Origin of the sequence: Streptomyces sp. NPDC047002, from assembly GCF_040704505.1 — a bacterium.
Classification (GTDB): domain Bacteria; phylum Actinomycetota; class Actinomycetes; order Streptomycetales; family Streptomycetaceae; genus Streptomyces.
On sequence record NZ_JBEYWC010000007.1, the window covers coordinates 228,381 to 241,889 of the forward strand.

Annotated in this window: 15 protein-coding genes; 8 read left to right on the plus strand and 7 right to left on the minus strand. The window is 73.6% G+C overall.

The window, feature by feature from the left end:
* Positions 1-78: 78 nt before the first annotated feature.
* Complete coding sequence (locus AB0910_RS10200; RefSeq protein WP_366744079.1) at positions 79-588, plus strand: sec-independent translocase; 510 nt, start codon at positions 79-81, stop codon at positions 586-588.
* A 102-nt stretch (positions 589-690) separates the two neighbouring features.
* The gene (locus tag AB0910_RS10205; RefSeq protein WP_366744080.1) at positions 691-1,386 is read left to right on the plus strand and encodes a hypothetical protein; all 696 of its coding nucleotides are present in this window, start codon (positions 691-693) and stop codon (positions 1,384-1,386) included.
* Positions 1,387-1,462: 76 nt separating this feature from the next.
* Here the strand turns inward: AB0910_RS10205 and AB0910_RS10210 are convergent, their stop codons facing one another.
* The 3 genes from AB0910_RS10210 to AB0910_RS10220 form a co-directional block, all read right to left on the minus strand.
* Positions 1,463-2,623: an Mrp/NBP35 family ATP-binding protein gene (locus AB0910_RS10210; protein ID WP_366744081.1), complete on the minus strand. Its 1,161-nt coding sequence runs from the start codon at positions 2,621-2,623 to the stop codon at positions 1,463-1,465.
* Positions 2,624-2,721: 98 nt separating this feature from the next.
* The gene (locus AB0910_RS10215) at positions 2,722-3,303 is read right to left on the minus strand and encodes a DUF1003 domain-containing protein (protein WP_366744114.1); all 582 of its coding nucleotides are present in this window, start codon (positions 3,301-3,303) and stop codon (positions 2,722-2,724) included.
* Between the two features lie 100 nt (positions 3,304-3,403).
* The gene (locus tag AB0910_RS10220; protein WP_366744082.1) at positions 3,404-4,690 is read right to left on the minus strand and encodes a CBS domain-containing protein; all 1,287 of its coding nucleotides are present in this window, start codon (positions 4,688-4,690) and stop codon (positions 3,404-3,406) included.
* Positions 4,691-4,885: 195 nt separating this feature from the next.
* Between AB0910_RS10220 and AB0910_RS10225 the strand changes: the two genes are divergently transcribed.
* A complete protein-coding gene (locus tag AB0910_RS10225) occupies positions 4,886-5,686 on the plus strand; it encodes a hypothetical protein (protein ID WP_366744115.1) in 801 nt (266 codons plus the stop codon).
* 24 nt (positions 5,687-5,710) lie between these two features.
* Here AB0910_RS10225 and AB0910_RS10230 read toward each other — a convergent pair whose 3' ends face one another.
* Both AB0910_RS10230 and AB0910_RS10235 read right to left on the minus strand, forming a co-directional pair.
* On the minus strand, positions 5,711-6,220 hold the full coding sequence (locus AB0910_RS10230; RefSeq protein ID WP_366744083.1) for a hypothetical protein: 510 nt from the start codon (positions 6,218-6,220) through the stop codon (positions 5,711-5,713).
* 33 nt (positions 6,221-6,253) lie between these two features.
* Positions 6,254-7,381: a magnesium and cobalt transport protein CorA gene (locus AB0910_RS10235; protein ID WP_366744084.1), complete on the minus strand. Its 1,128-nt coding sequence runs from the start codon at positions 7,379-7,381 to the stop codon at positions 6,254-6,256.
* A gap of 517 nt (positions 7,382-7,898) precedes the next feature.
* Between AB0910_RS10235 and AB0910_RS10240 the strand changes: the two genes are divergently transcribed.
* From AB0910_RS10240 to AB0910_RS10255, 4 genes are all read left to right on the plus strand, one after another.
* Positions 7,899-8,552 carry a suppressor of fused domain protein gene (locus AB0910_RS10240; RefSeq protein WP_366744085.1) on the plus strand — a complete coding sequence of 218 codons (654 nt, stop codon included), beginning with the start codon at positions 7,899-7,901 and terminating at the stop codon, positions 8,550-8,552.
* A gap of 72 nt (positions 8,553-8,624) precedes the next feature.
* Complete coding sequence (locus AB0910_RS10245; protein ID WP_366744086.1) at positions 8,625-9,263, plus strand: DUF6758 family protein; 639 nt, start codon at positions 8,625-8,627, stop codon at positions 9,261-9,263.
* 164 nt (positions 9,264-9,427) lie between these two features.
* Positions 9,428-10,294, plus strand: a complete 867-nt coding sequence (locus AB0910_RS10250; protein ID WP_366744087.1) for a PHP domain-containing protein — start codon at positions 9,428-9,430, stop codon at positions 10,292-10,294.
* A gap of 200 nt (positions 10,295-10,494) precedes the next feature.
* Positions 10,495-11,100, plus strand: a complete 606-nt coding sequence (locus tag AB0910_RS10255) for a MarC family protein (protein WP_366744088.1) — start codon at positions 10,495-10,497, stop codon at positions 11,098-11,100.
* 166 nt (positions 11,101-11,266) lie between these two features.
* On the opposite strand, the gene AB0910_RS10260 is transcribed toward AB0910_RS10255, so the two are convergent.
* Positions 11,267-11,419: a hypothetical protein gene (locus tag AB0910_RS10260; RefSeq protein WP_345649814.1), complete on the minus strand. Its 153-nt coding sequence runs from the start codon at positions 11,417-11,419 to the stop codon at positions 11,267-11,269.
* Between the two features lie 319 nt (positions 11,420-11,738).
* On the opposite strand from AB0910_RS10260, the gene AB0910_RS10265 reads away from it, so the two are divergent.
* A complete protein-coding gene (locus AB0910_RS10265; protein ID WP_366744116.1) occupies positions 11,739-12,572 on the plus strand; it encodes an NYN domain-containing protein in 834 nt (277 codons plus the stop codon).
* A gap of 32 nt (positions 12,573-12,604) precedes the next feature.
* Here AB0910_RS10265 and AB0910_RS10270 read toward each other — a convergent pair whose 3' ends face one another.
* Positions 12,605-13,501, minus strand: coding sequence for an alpha/beta hydrolase (locus AB0910_RS10270; RefSeq protein WP_366744089.1), 897 nt, complete (start codon positions 13,499-13,501; stop codon positions 12,605-12,607).
* Positions 13,502-13,509: the final 8 nt, after the last annotated feature.

Sequence of the window (13,509 nt, forward strand, 5' to 3'; positions counted from 1 at the left end):
CCCGGACCTTGACCCGACCGCGGACCAGGACGGACCTCAGACCGTCCCACCGGCACGGAGCGCACAAGGAGCTGCTAGGTGTTCAACGACATCGGTCCCCTGGAGATCCTCGCCCTCGTGGTCCTCGCCGTGATCGTCTTCGGTCCCGAGAAGCTGCCGAAGGTCATCCAGGACACCGCCCGGTTCATCCGCAAGGTCCGCGAGTTCTCCGACAACGCGAAGCAGGACATCAGGAACGAGCTCGGGCCCGAGTTCAAGGACTTCGACTTCGAGGACCTCAACCCGAAGACGTTCGTCCGCAAGCAGCTCCTGGAGAACGACGACTTCAAGGAGATCCGCGGCAGCCTCGACCTGCGCAAGGAGATCGCCGACGTCGCCGACCTGAAGAAGGACTTCGGCGAGGTGACCGACCTCAAGAAGGAGATGGCCGAGGTCGCGGACTCCGTGCACGGCCGCGACACGGCAGCCGCGGCGCCGCTCGCGTCCGCCAACGGCTCCGGCGCCGCCTCCACCACCCCCGACCTGCTCAAAAAGCGTCCCGACACGAAGGGCGACGACCACCCGCCGTTCGACGCGGACGCCACCTGAGCACCGCCTGTCCCGCCCCCCGGCGGTGGGATGGCTATCCTCCATCTGTCCGGCAGGTGTGAGTCCCCGGACCCCGTGCAGATCGAGGAGGCGGCCGGACCGATGGAGACGACCAGTCAGGCGGCGACCGACGAGGCGTCCGACCGGGCCGAGAAGCCCGGCAAACAGAGCCCGCTCGAACCGTCGAGACCCGTCGACGGCTTTCTGCGGGCCACCTTCCCCTGGTACGGGCTCGACGCCGCGTACACGGGGCCGCGCAGCCTGCTGCAGGCGGTCGCGGCGGCCGACGGCACGGTCCAGCACGGCGCCGTGCGCCACGGCTCCGAGCCGCAGATCAGGCCGGAGGCCGCGGTGGTCGCCGAGGGCGCGGAGGACGGCGAGGACAAGCAGCGCTTCGTCGTGGTCATCACCGTCGCGGCGAACCCCGCGCGGACCAGCGGCGACGGCACGGGCCGGCTCGACGCCACCACGGCGTCGTCGGCGGCGTGGCTCGCCGGCTCGGGGCTGCTGTCCTGCACCTGGCCGGGGCAGCTCGACCACACCCTGCGCGACGACTGGCTGAACCAGCAGACGGAGACCGCGTTCGACCTCGCGGACGACCTGGAGAGCTCCGAGTGGTCGACGCTCTCGCTGCCCGTGGACGGCGTCCCCACTCCCTTCCGCTACCGCGAGTCCGCGTACGGCTGGGTGCTCGCGGGCTCCGCGGACGGCGTCCACCTGGGGGCGTACGGGCGGGGGATGAGCGCGTACGGCCTCGGCTTCGCCAGGATCGAGGACCTCAGGGCGTACGAGGGCTGACACCGGAGCCCGCCGGGAGGCGGCCCCGCAGGGCGGCCCGGAGCGCCGGGCCGCCGCGGGGCGGCGCGCCAGGACGTCAGAACTTGTTGCGCGGCGTGATCCCGAGCGACAGCCCGGAGAGGCCGCGCTTGCGTTCGCCGAGGCGCTCGGCGACCCCGCGCAGCGCGACACCCGCGGGCGACTCCGGGTCGGTCAGGACCACGGGGCGGCCCTCGTCGCCGCCCTCCCGCAGCCGCACGTCGATCGGGATCGCGCCGAGCACCGGCACCTCGGCGCCCGTCGTGCGGGTCAGGCCCTCGGCGACGAGCTTGCCGCCGCCCGTGCCGAACACGTCGAGCATCTCGCCGCAGTGCGGGCACGGCAGACCCGACATGTTCTCCACGACGCCCACGATCTTCTGGTGGGTCTGCACCGCGATGGAGCCCGCCCGCTCGGCGACCTCCGCGGCGGCCTGCTGAGGCGTCGTCACCACGAGGATCTCCGCGTTCGGCACGAGCTGCGCCACGGAGATCGCGATGTCGCCCGTGCCGGGCGGCAGGTCGAGCAGCAGCACGTCCAGGTCGCCCCAGTACACGTCGGCGAGGAACTGCTGGAGCGCCCGGTGCAGCATCGGGCCGCGCCACACCACCGGCGCGTTGCCCGGCGTGAACATCCCGATCGAGATGACCTTCACGCCGTTCGCCGACGGCGGCATGATCATGTTCTCGACCTGGGTGGGGCGCCCGTCGGCGCCGAGCATCCGCGGCACGCTGTGCCCGTAGATGTCCGCGTCGACGACGCCGACCTTGAGGCCGTCTGCCGCCATCGCGGCCGCCAGGTTCACCGTCACCGACGACTTGCCGACGCCGCCCTTGCCCGAGGCCACCGCGTACACCCGGGTCAGCGAGCCCGGCTGGGCGAACGGCACCTCGCGCTCGGTCTGGCCGCCGCGCAGCGAGGACGCGAGCTCGCGCCGCTGCTCGTCGCTCATCACGTCGAGCGCCACGGACACGGACGTCACGCCCGCGACCCGGGAGACCGCCTCGGTGACATTGCGGGTGATGGTGTCGCGCAGCGGGCAGCCCGAGACCGTCAGGTACACCGTCACGGCCACCGCGCCGTCGTCCGCGATCTCCACCGATTTGACCATGCCGAGCTCCGTGATCGGCCGGTGGATCTCGGGGTCGTTCACCGTCGAGAGCGCCTCGCGCACCGCGTCTTCCGCGGGGACGGTGGTTGCGTACGTGTCGGTAGCCATAAACCAGATGGTACGGCGCCGCGCGGCACGCGCGGCAAGCGCCGAGCCCCCGGGAGACCGGTGTCACGCCCGGCCCGCGGGACCCCGCGCGGGGGGCCTCAGCCGTCGCGCCCCGCGCCGTCGCGCGCGGCCCCGGCCTGGCCGCCGCGCTCGTCGCCCGCGCGGCGGCCGTCGCCGCGCCCGTCGCGCTGGTCGAGGTCCCGTACCAGGTCTTCGAGCTCCGACCTGATCCAGTCGCGGGTGGCGACCTCGCCGAGCCCCATCCGCAGGGCCGCGATCTCCCGCGTCAGGTACTCCGTGTCCGCGATGGACCGCTCGTTCTGCTTGCGCTCGCGCTCCCGGGTGACCCGGTCGCGGTCGTCCTGCCTGTTCTGCGCCAGCAGGATCAGCGGCGCCGCGTACGACGCCTGGAGCGACAGCGCGAGGGTCAGGAAGATGAACGGGTACTCGTCGAAGCGCAGGCCCCTCGGCGCCGCCACGTTCCACACCACCCAGATGATGATGATCATCGTCATCCAGACGATGAACCGGCCCGTGCCGAGGAACCGCGCCACCCGCTCCGACAGCCGCCCGAACGCCTCGGGGTCCCACTCGGGCACCAGCCTGCGCCGCTGCTCGCGCGGCTGGTCGAGCCGCTCGCGCGAGCGCCTGCCGTCCTCGAAGCGGCCGCCGGCGCGCACGTCGGCGCGCCGCCGCCCGCGGCCGTCCGCGCCGCCGTCGCGGCGCACCGCCGTCGCCCCGTGCGGGCGCGGTCCCGCGCCCGAGCCGTCGCGGCGCTGGTCACTCGTCACGGGCCCGTACCTCCTCCATGCCGATGCCGTGGAAGCCGGTCTCCCGCCAGTCGTCGGGCAGCAGGTGGTCCAGCACGTCGTCCACGGTCACCGCGCCGAGCAGCGCCCCGCTCGCGTCCACCACAGCGGCCGACACCATGTTGTACGCGGCGAGGTGGCTGGTCACCGCGGGCAGCGGGGTGCCGGGCGACAGCGGCGGCAGGTCGCTGTCGACCACCGCGCCGACCATCGTGAACGGCGGCTCGCGCAGCAGCCGCTGGAAGTGCACCGTGCCCAGGTATTTGCCCGTGGGCGTGTCCTCGGGCGGCCGGCACACGTAGACCTGTGCGGCCAGCGCGGGCGACAGGTCCCGCACCCGCACCCGGGCGAGCGCGTCCGCGACCGTCGCGTCGGGCCGCAGCACGATCGGCTCCGTCGTCATCAGACCGCCCGCGGTGCGCTCCTCGTACGACATGAGCCGGCGCACGTCCGCGGCGTCGTGCGGCTGCATCAGTTCGAGCAGCCGCTCCTTGTCGTCCTCGGGCAGCTCGGAGAGCAGGTCGGCCGCGTCGTCCGGGTCCATCGCCTCCAGCACGTCGGCGGCCCGCTCGTCCTTCAGCTTCCCGAGGATCTCCACCTGGTCGTCGTCCGGCAGCTCCTCCAGCACGTCCGCGAGCCGGTCGTCGTCGAGCGCGGCCGCGACCTCGGCGCGCCGCTTCGCCGTCAGGTTGTGCAGCACGTTGGCGAGTTCGACCGGGCGGAGGGTCTCGAACGTCGCGACGAGGTTCTCCGCACCCTGCCCCTCCTCCTCCAGCGAGAAGCCCGTCACGTCCGACCAGTCGACCGTGAAGGCGTCCTTGCGGCGCCGCAGCGCCCCTGAGCGCCCGCCCCGCCGCACGAAGACCTTCGCCACCTCGAACTCGCGGCGCGCGGGCAGCTGCTGCACCGCCACGTCGAGGACGGTCACCTCGGAGCCGTCCTCCACCAGCCGCACCCGCCGGTCGAGCAGCTCGCCGAAGACCAGGCGCTCCGTGGCCCGCTGCTCGAACCTGCGCACGTTCAGCACGCCCGTCGTGATGATCTGCCCCGAGGCGATGTCGGTGACCCGCGTCATCGGCAGGAAGATCCGGCGCCTGCTCGCCACCTCGACGACCAGTCCCACGAGGCGGGGCGGCCTGTTGCCGACCCGGAGCATCGCGACCAGGTCGCGCAGCCGTCCCACCGGGTCGCCCTGGGGGTCGAACACGGGCACACCCGACAGGTGGGACACGAAGATCACCGGGGCGCCTCCCGCCATGTCGTGCGCCTCCTCGATCACATCGCTCCGGACGTGATCAGGCTAGCCCCACGGCGGCCCGCGTGCTGAGGCGGACGCGGGTACGCTGCGGTCTGCCGCGGCCCCTGTCGTGTGCGCGGACCCGCCTCGGCCCGCACGCGACCCCGCGCAGCCACCGGTACGCGCCCGTCCCGAACGAGAGGTTTCTGCGTGTCCCTGCCCCCTTCCCCGGCCTCCCCGTTCCCCTCAGGCCGTCCGCGCGGCCGTGCCACCGCCGCCGTCGCGCTCTGCGCCGGCCTCGCGGTGGCGCTGTCCGGCTGCGCGGACCCGGACGAGGGGACCAACGGCGTGGGCAGACTCGAAGCGGGCGCGATCGAGCAGAAGGCGCGCACGGCGGTGGGCGCGGCCACGGCGGTACGGGTCACCGGCGCGCTGGTCACCCAGGGGCAGACCTACCGGCTCGACATGCGGCTGAAGAAGGACGGAGGCCAGGGGTCCGTCACGGCGCGCTCCACCACGTTCGCGCTGCTGCGGGTGGGTGACGCGCTGTTCCTGAAGGGCTCCGAGGACTTCTGGGGCCAGGCCGCGGGCCCGGGCCCCGGAGCCTCGGCGGGCGCCTCAGGGTCCTCCGGATCGTCCGGTTCGAGTGCTGACGTCGCGGGCAAGCTCGGCGGCAAGTACGTCAAGGTCCCCTCGGGCGACCCCGCGTACCGGCAGCTGCGGGGCTTCACCGACCTCGGCGCGCTCCTCGACGGCCTGATCACGCTCGACGGCGAGCCCGTCAAGGGCGAGCGGCCGACCGTGCACGGCGTGCAGACCGTCGAGATCACCGGCGGCGAGGACGCCAAGGGCGGCCGCCTCGATGTCTCCCTGCACGGGGCCCCCTACCCCGTGCGCCTCGAACGGGCGGGCGGCGCCGGCACGTTGACCCTCGACGACTGGGGCAAGGACTTCCCGCTGAAGGCCCCGGCCAAGGACGAGACGGTCGACTACGGCAGCGCGATCCCCCGCACCTGACGGCGGCGCCTACGCCCCGGCGCGTCAGCCCTTGCGGCGCCGCCGCCCGAGCGCCGGGGGCAGCGGGCCCCTGGTCGTCGCCGGGCTCGGCGCGGGGCGTGCCGCCGCCGACGCGTCGGGCAGCTCCGTCGTGGCGGCGCACGGCGTCAGCCGCAGGACGCGGCACTCGCGCGCCCAGCGCTCCGGCACGCTCTCCGCGTCCGGCGCGTTCAGCCGCTTGCCCCTGAGCTCGCCGACCGCGCTCTCCCACTCGGCGGAGCCGGGCGCGCACTCCGCGACCTGCGCGGTCCAGGACAGCAGCCGGCCGCGCTTGTCCTTGCTCGGCACGGTCACCTCGGCCCGCGCCCCCGTGGCGAGCCCCTCGGGCAGCGGCTGCTCGCCCGGCCCGCCGCCGACCACCCAGGCGGCGCCGTCCAGCCACACGTGCCACAGCGGGCGGGCCCGCCCGGTGCCCCGCACCCACACGAGGCCCGACTTTTTGGTGGCCTCGTCGACCAGGGCGCGCAGCGCGGGGGACTGTGCGTACTCCGTCATGGCGGGCAGCCTACGCGGCGGGCCCGCGGGCCCCTACAGCCAGCCGTTCTTCTTCAGCGTCCGGTGGATGGCCAGGCAGATCGCCACGATCGCGCCGAGCACCAGCGGATAGCCGTACTTCCAGTGCAGCTCGGGCATGTACTGGAAGTTCATGCCGTAGACACCGCAGACCGCCGTCGGCACGGCGATGATCGCCGCCCAGGAGGTGATCTTGCGCATGTCCTCGTTCTGCGCGACGGTCGCCTGGGCGAGGTTGGCCTGGAGGATGGAGTTGAGCAGCTCGTCGAAGCCGACGACCTGCTCGTGCACGCGGACCAGGTGGTCCGCCACGTCGCGGAAGTACTTCTGGATCGCCGGCTCGACCAGCCGCATCGGCCGCTCGCTCAGCATCTGCATCGGGCGCAGCAGCGGCGCGACCGCCCGCTTGAACTCCAGCACCTCGCGCTTGAGCTGGTAGATGCGCTGGGCGTCCTGGCCGCCCTTCTGGCCCTTCGCGGGCTCGGAGAAGACGTCGATCTCGACCTCGTCGATGTCGTCCTGCACCGAGTCGGCGACCGCGAGGTAGCCGTCGACGACATGGTCGGCGATGGCGTGCAGCACGGCGGAGGGGCCGTGCGCCAGGTGCTCGGGGTCGTCCTCAAGGCGGTGCCTGAGGTTGCGCAGCGAGCCCTTCGCGCCGTGCCGGACCGTGATGACGAAGTCCCGGCCGGTGAAGCACATCACCTCGCCGGTCTCCACGACCTCGCTGTTCTCGGTCAGCCTGTCGTGGTCGACGTAGTGGATGGTCTTGAAGACCGTGAAGAGGGTGTCGTCGTACGGTTCGAGCTTGGGCCGCTGGTGGGCGTGGACGGCGTCCTCGACGGCCAGCGGGTGGAGGCCGAACTCGGCGGCGATGCCGGCGAACTCCTCCTCGGTGGGCTCGTAGAGGCCGATCCAGGCGAAGCCGCCCTCGGTGCGCACCGTGAGCATCGCCTCGTGCGGGGTGCGGCAGGTCTCCGAGGGCACCCGGCGGCCGTCGCGGTAGACGCCGCAGTCCACGACGGCGGTGGAGGCCGAGGTGTCGCGGCCCGGGTCGTACGCGGAGTCGTACGGGCGGTAGCCGCGGGCGTTCTTGCGGAACGACGGGCGGACGGCCGCACGCAGGTCACGGATCATCGACATGGCAGGCTCCTTCACGACAGAGACCGTCAGGCGAGACGTGGCGCAGCCAGGAATGGGGACGTGGCTCCGACGGAACTCCTACGTCCGCAAAGCGGGCGGCACCGGGGGTCGCGAGGACGGTGTGCGCTACCGACAGGTGAAAAACACAAGCTGGGATGACGTGTGCTCATCCGCCGGACGGAAAGCCAGGGAGCGATTGGCCGGGGTGTCCGCGGCACGGTCCGCGGTACGCGGTTCGCGCGGTGCCCGGTCAAAGGGGCGAGGCTCAGCTCACAACGCTGTGAAGCCGTACGGAGAGCGGCTGGTACTGGCCGGGTGACTTCGATCCACCGCAGCCCCACCTCCTCCGGTCGGTCCCCCGTGGGGGATGTCGGTCCCCCTGCGGGGGATGCCGTGGGCGTGTCGGGGCTGGAGAGCCAGGCTTCTGCCTGCTGCCCCGACCGGCGCCTCAGCCTAACAGCTGGCACCGGCCCAATCTTGCGTGATGCCCCTTCCTTACGCGATCTATGCTCGCCGGGTGGCAGAAATTCTCCCGCTGGTCGAGGCCCACCTGCGCGCCGCGCTCGGCGAACCGGACGCGCGTGCCGCCGTCACCTTCCTCGGCGCCGACCGGATCGAAGTGCTCCGCTTCGTCGACGCGGCGGGCGGCCTCGTCCGCTACGCGACGCTCGGCATGTCGGCCGCGCCCATGGGCGACGCCTCCTCGGCGGTCGTGGACCCGGTGCGCGGCCCGCGCGCCGAGCTGCTGCTCTCGGTGCGCGCCGGGCTCGCGCGCACCGACGAGGTGCTGCGGCCGCTCGCGGTGCTCGGCGCGTCGCCGCAGGTCGAGGGCGTCGTGGTGGCGCCGGGCGCGTCGCTCGACGTGGGCGGGCCGCTGTGGCCGGGCGCGCCGTTCACCTCCGTACTGGTCGCCGAGGGCGGCGGCCTCGTCGGAGACCTGGAACTGCCGGAGTCCCCGGAAGAGCCCGAGGCCCGGGGGATTCCGGGTCTCCCCGACCCGGCAGGGCCCACGGAGCGCAGGGACCCGGTGCGGTTCCTGCCGCTGCTGCCGATGACCCCCAACGAGGCGGCCTTCAAGCGCGCCAGAGGCGCACAGGAGCTCCAGGAGCGCTGGCTGTCGCACGGCACGGACCTGCGTGACCCACTGCGCGGGGCCGTACCCCTTGACTGAGGGCTCCCGAGCCTCCCCGCAGTCCCGTGATCGCCTTGACGCGGCGTCGGCCGGAGAGGACTGTTGGCGGACATGAGGGGCGAACCCAGCTGCCCGAGGTGCGGTGGACGCGTCAGGGCGCCCGGCCTCTTCGCCGACTCCTGGCACTGCGACGCACACGGCACGGTGCACCCGCTGCAACCCGTGCTCCCCCCGGGGGTCGAGGCGCTCGCCGTCGTGGTCGACCGGGCGCGGGTCCCCGTCTGGATGCCCTGGCCGCTGCCGGTCGGCTGGCTGTTCACCGGCGTGTCGTACGCGGGCGACGACCGCAGCGGCGGCCGCGCCACCGCCGTCGCCTGCTCGGGCCCCGGGCCGCTCGGCGGCGTCGGTGAGCTGCTGCTCGTCGCCGAGGAGCCGGGCGTCGGGCTCGGCGCCCGGTACGCCGGGGTCGCAGGCCCCGACCCGGGCCCGCGCCTGCGGATGGACGAGCCCCCGCGCACGAAGCTGCTCGCCGCTGGCCGCCCCACCCCCCTGTGGCTGGTGTCGGGCACGCCCGAGGACCGGGCCGTCTTCGCGGGCGAGGCCCTCGGCCTGTGGTTGTGGGCCGTGCTGTGGCCGCAGGGGTCGGGCCTGCTGATGTACGACGAGATCGTCCTCACCGACCTGCGCGACGCGGGCGCCGAGGTCGATCTGCTCCCCTGCGGCGCGCTCTCGCCCCGGCTGCTGTCCTGAGGGGCCCCGCGCCCGGGGGCAGCGGCCGGGGCCCGCGCCCGGCCCGCGGCCGACCGGAGGGTCCCGCGCGCCGGGGGAGCGCGGCGCGGGGGCGGCGGGCGGGCCGTTAGGCTGGACGGGTCGCCGCCGTCCCCCCGCCGTACCGCAGACCCAGGAGCCCGTCCGTGCGTATCGACCTGCACACCCACTCCTCGGCGTCCGACGGCACCGACACCCCCGCCGAGCTGGTGCGCAACGCCGCGGCCCGCGGCCTCGACGTCGTCGCGCTCACCGACCACGACACCACCCGCGGGCATGCGGAGGCGCTTGCGGCGCTGCCCGCCGGGCTCACGCTGGTGACCGGTGCCGAGCTGTCCTGCCGCGTCGACGGCGTCAGCATGCACCTGCTCGCCTACCTCTTCGACCCCGAGGAGCCCGCGCTGCTCGCCGAGCGCGAGCTGGTGCGCGACGACCGCGTGCCGCGTGCCAGGACGATGGTCCGCAAGCTCCAGGAGCTCGGCGTCCCCGTCACCTGGGAGCAGGTCGCGAGGATTGCGGGCGACGCCTCGGTGGGCCGGCCCCATGTCGCCTCTGCGCTGGTCGAGCTCGGCGTCGTGCCCACCGTCTCCGACGCCTTCACCGAGGACTGGCTCGCCGACGGCGGGCGCGCGTACGCGCAGAAGCACGAGACCGACCCCTTCGAGGCGGTGCGCCTGGTCCACGGGGCGGGCGGCGTCGCCGTCTTCGCGCACCCCGCGGCCGCGAAGCGGGGCAGGACCGTGCCGGTCGAGACCGTCGCGCGGCTCGCCGAGGCGGGGCTCGACGGCATCGAGGTCGACCACGCCGACCACGACGCGCCCGCACGGCAGCGGCTGCGCGGCCTCGCCGCCGACCTCGGCCTGCTCGTCACGGGGTCGAGCGACTACCACGGCAGTCGCAAGGACATCGCGCTCGGCGCCCACACCACGGACCCCGAGGTCTACGCGGAGATCGTGCGGCGTGCCACCGGCGCCTTCCCCGTCCCCGGCGCGGGCGGTCCCGTCACCGCCTAGCGCCCCGCCCGCCCGCTTCCCCCCGCGCGCCAGGACGGTGGCCCGGTGCCGCCCCGGCCCCGCCGGGCTCCCACCGCGTCCGGGCAGCCGCGCGCCCGCACGCACCACACCACCGCCCAGGTCCCGCAGGCCGCCCACGCGGCCCGGGGCCCGCACGCGCGTGTCCCACGTCCCCGATCCACCCCTACGCAAGGCCCGCCATGTTCGACTTCGCCGTGTTCGGCTCCCTCTTCCTGACCCTGTTCGTGATCATGGACCCGCCGGGGATCACCCCGATCTTCCTGGCCCTGACCTCGGGCCGCGCCGCCAAGACGCAGCGCTCCATGGCCTGGCAGGCGGTCGTCGTCGCGTTCTGCGTCATCGCCGTGTTCGGTGTGCTCGGCCGGCAGATCCTCGACTACCTGCACATCACCGTGCCCGCCCTGATGATCTCCGGCGGGCTGCTGCTGCTCCTGATCGCGCTCGACCTGCTCACCGGCAAGAGCGAGGAGCCCAAGCAGACCAAGGACGTCAACGCGGCGCTCGTGCCCCTCGGCATGCCGCTGCTCGCCGGGCCCGGCGCGATCGTCTCGGTGATCCTCGCCGTCCAGCACGCGCACACCCCGGCGGCGCAGGTCTCCGTGTGGGCGGCGATCGGGGCCATGCACGTGGTGCTCTGGCTGGTGCTGCGGTACTCGCTGCTGATCATCCGGGTCATCAAAGACGGCGGCGTCGTGCTCGTGACGAGGCTCGCCGGCATGATGCTCTCCGCGATCGCCGTGCAGCAGATCATCAACGGCGTCACCCAGGTCGTGCGGGGCGGATGAGGCCGGCTCTCCGCGGAAAAGCGCTGTGTCCGCACACAATCCCCTCATGCGAAACCGCGCCCTCCGGGTGGTGGAGGGCGCGGTCGCGTGTCACATCCCGAACCGTATGATTCCGTGAGAACAATTCTTTTGGATCATGCCGGGTGCGGGGGTCGGCGGAGAGTAGTTATGAAGCCGGCGTCTCGGCCGGCCGGATGTAGATGCGCTGGCCCATTTCCGCGGCCTGCTGCACGATCCGGTTGACGGAGGCTGCGTCAACGACGGTGCTGTCCACGGCGGTGCCGTTGACGTCGTCGAGTCGCGTGATCTCGAAGCGCACAGGCTTCTCCCTTCGTCTGATCCTCCTGCTGGAGAACTGTTGATGACAGCGAAAGTGTCGATCGATACACCGGGATCAACGGCTTGCGCTGTGCAAACATTCCCTACGCTAACGAAAAACTTCGAATTGCTAACTACTGGCGGGTACGGTGCGGCCCGCGACCCCCACGGAGAATGAGCCGGGTATGAGCGAGCCACGCGAGCCGGCGGCACAGACCGCCCCGGAGCACGCCCCCGAAGGGCCGGACCCCGTGCCGGACGGCGCCTTCGCCGCCGACCTCGACCGGCACCTCACGCGCACCAACGAGCTGCTGACCCGCATGCTCGCCGAGGTCGCGAAGACGCCCTCCACCCATGCCATCTTCGTCGACGCCGGTTACGTCTACGCTTCGGCCGGGTTGCTGGTCGCGGGCACCGAGGACCGGCGCTCCTTCGACCTCGACGCCGAGGGCCTCATCGAGGCGTTCATCGACAAGGCGCGGGTGATCTTCGCGGACAGCAGGCTGCTCCGCGTGTACTGGTACGACGGCGCGCGGCGCCGCATCCACACGCCCGAGCAGCAGGCCATCGCGGAGCTGCCCGACGTCAAGGTCCGCCTCGGCAACCTCAACGCCAACAACCAGCAGAAGGGCGTCGACTCGCTGATCCGCTCGGACCTGGAGTCGCTCGCCCGCCACCGCGCCATCAGCGACGCCGCGCTCGTCGGCGGCGACGAGGACCTCGTCTCCGCCGTGGAGGCCGCGCAGGGCTACGGCGCGCGCGTGCACCTGTGGGGCATCGAGGCCGCGGACGGCCGCAACCAGGCAGAGCCGCTGCTGTGGGAGGTCGACAGCCAGCGCACCTTCGACCTCGACTTCTGCAAGCCGTTCGTCACCCGCAGGCCCGTCACCACCTGGGAGCACGACGCCGAGCCGCCGCCGAGCCGCGACGAGGTGCGCTTCATCGGCGCGCAGATCGCCGCGACCTGGCTGGTCGAGCGGGGCCGCGAGGCGCTCGCCGAGCTGCTGCCGGGACACCCCTATCTGCCGGGCGCCGTCGACCAGGACCTGCTGATCGAGGCGGAGCGGCTGCTCGGCCGCTCCCTGCGGGGCCACGCCATGCTGCGCCGCGCGCTGCGCGACGGCTTCTGGCAGCACCTCCAGGCCCAGTACTGACGCCCCTGCGATACGGGCCCGTACCGCGGCCGCTACCGGTGCGCGTCCCAGAAGGCGAGCAGCGCCGCAGCCGTCCTGGCCGGGCGGTCCGTGTTGGGGGAGTGGCCGGCGCCCGCCACCGTCGTGCGCCGCGCACCGAGGCGGCGCGCCATGTCGTCGAGGAGCTCGGGCGGCCACACCCCGTCCTGGACGCCGGAGACCACGTGCACCGGCAGGCCCGTCGCGGCCAGCTCCGCCACCCGGTCGGGCTCGGCGACCAGCTGCCCGGCCGCCGCGACCAGCTGCGCGGGGTCCGTCGCGAGCCAGCGCCTGCGCAGGTCCCCGGCGTCGGTGGGAGCCGCGGGGCGCCCGCCCGCTGCGCCGGGAGCCGCGGGAGCCGCGGGGACGACTGGGGCCTCTTCGAGCGGCTCCATCCGCCGCATCGCCTCCCACACCTCCTCCATGGTCATCACCGCGAGGGCGTCGAGCAGCAGCTTCGCCCGCGCCTTCTCGCTCTGCGAGATCGCGGCGGGCCCCGACGACATCATCGTGAACGTACGGAAGCTGCCGGGCTCGGCGATCGCCGCCGCCCGGCCGACCTGCCCGCCGAAGGAGTGGCCGAGCAGGTGCACCGGCGCGCCGAGGGCCTCGGCCTGCGCCAGCACGTCAGCGGCCAGCTCGGCGCGCGCGTAGCCGTCGGGCGAGGCGGGCGGCGCCGACTCGTACTGCCCGCGGCCGTCGACCGCCACCACGCGGTAGCCGCCGGCGGCGACCGGTTCGAGCAGGGCGTTGAAGTCCTCCTTGCTGCCGGTGAAGCCGGGCAGCATCAGGACCGTGCCGAGCTGCTGCCCCGCGGGCGCCGCCTCGATCGCCGCGAAGCCGCCGCGCGAGGTGGCGAGCGTACGGGCACGGGCGACGGCGGGCGGCACGAAGCTGTCTGGGCGACTCATGGCCCCGA

Excerpts from the sequence above, each read along its gene's own strand:
- AB0910_RS10205 (WP_366744080.1), top strand. The coding sequence starts at position 691 with ATGGAGACGACCAGTCAGGCGGCGACCGACGAGGCGTCCGACCGGGCC.
- AB0910_RS10210 (WP_366744081.1), bottom strand. The coding sequence starts at position 2,623 with ATGGCTACCGACACGTACGCAACCACCGTCCCCGCGGAAGACGCGGTG.
- AB0910_RS10220 (WP_366744082.1), bottom strand. The coding sequence starts at position 4,690 with ATGGCGGGAGGCGCCCCGGTGATCTTCGTGTCCCACCTGTCGGGTGTG.
- AB0910_RS10230 (WP_366744083.1), bottom strand. The coding sequence starts at position 6,220 with ATGACGGAGTACGCACAGTCCCCCGCGCTGCGCGCCCTGGTCGACGAG.
- AB0910_RS10235 (WP_366744084.1), bottom strand. The coding sequence starts at position 7,381 with ATGTCGATGATCCGTGACCTGCGTGCGGCCGTCCGCCCGTCGTTCCGC.
- AB0910_RS10245 (WP_366744086.1), top strand. The coding sequence starts at position 8,625 with ATGAGGGGCGAACCCAGCTGCCCGAGGTGCGGTGGACGCGTCAGGGCG.
- AB0910_RS10255 (WP_366744088.1), top strand. The coding sequence starts at position 10,495 with ATGTTCGACTTCGCCGTGTTCGGCTCCCTCTTCCTGACCCTGTTCGTG.
- AB0910_RS10265 (WP_366744116.1), top strand. The coding sequence starts at position 11,739 with ATGCTCGCCGAGGTCGCGAAGACGCCCTCCACCCATGCCATCTTCGTC.
- AB0910_RS10270 (WP_366744089.1), bottom strand. The coding sequence starts at position 13,501 with ATGAGTCGCCCAGACAGCTTCGTGCCGCCCGCCGTCGCCCGTGCCCGT.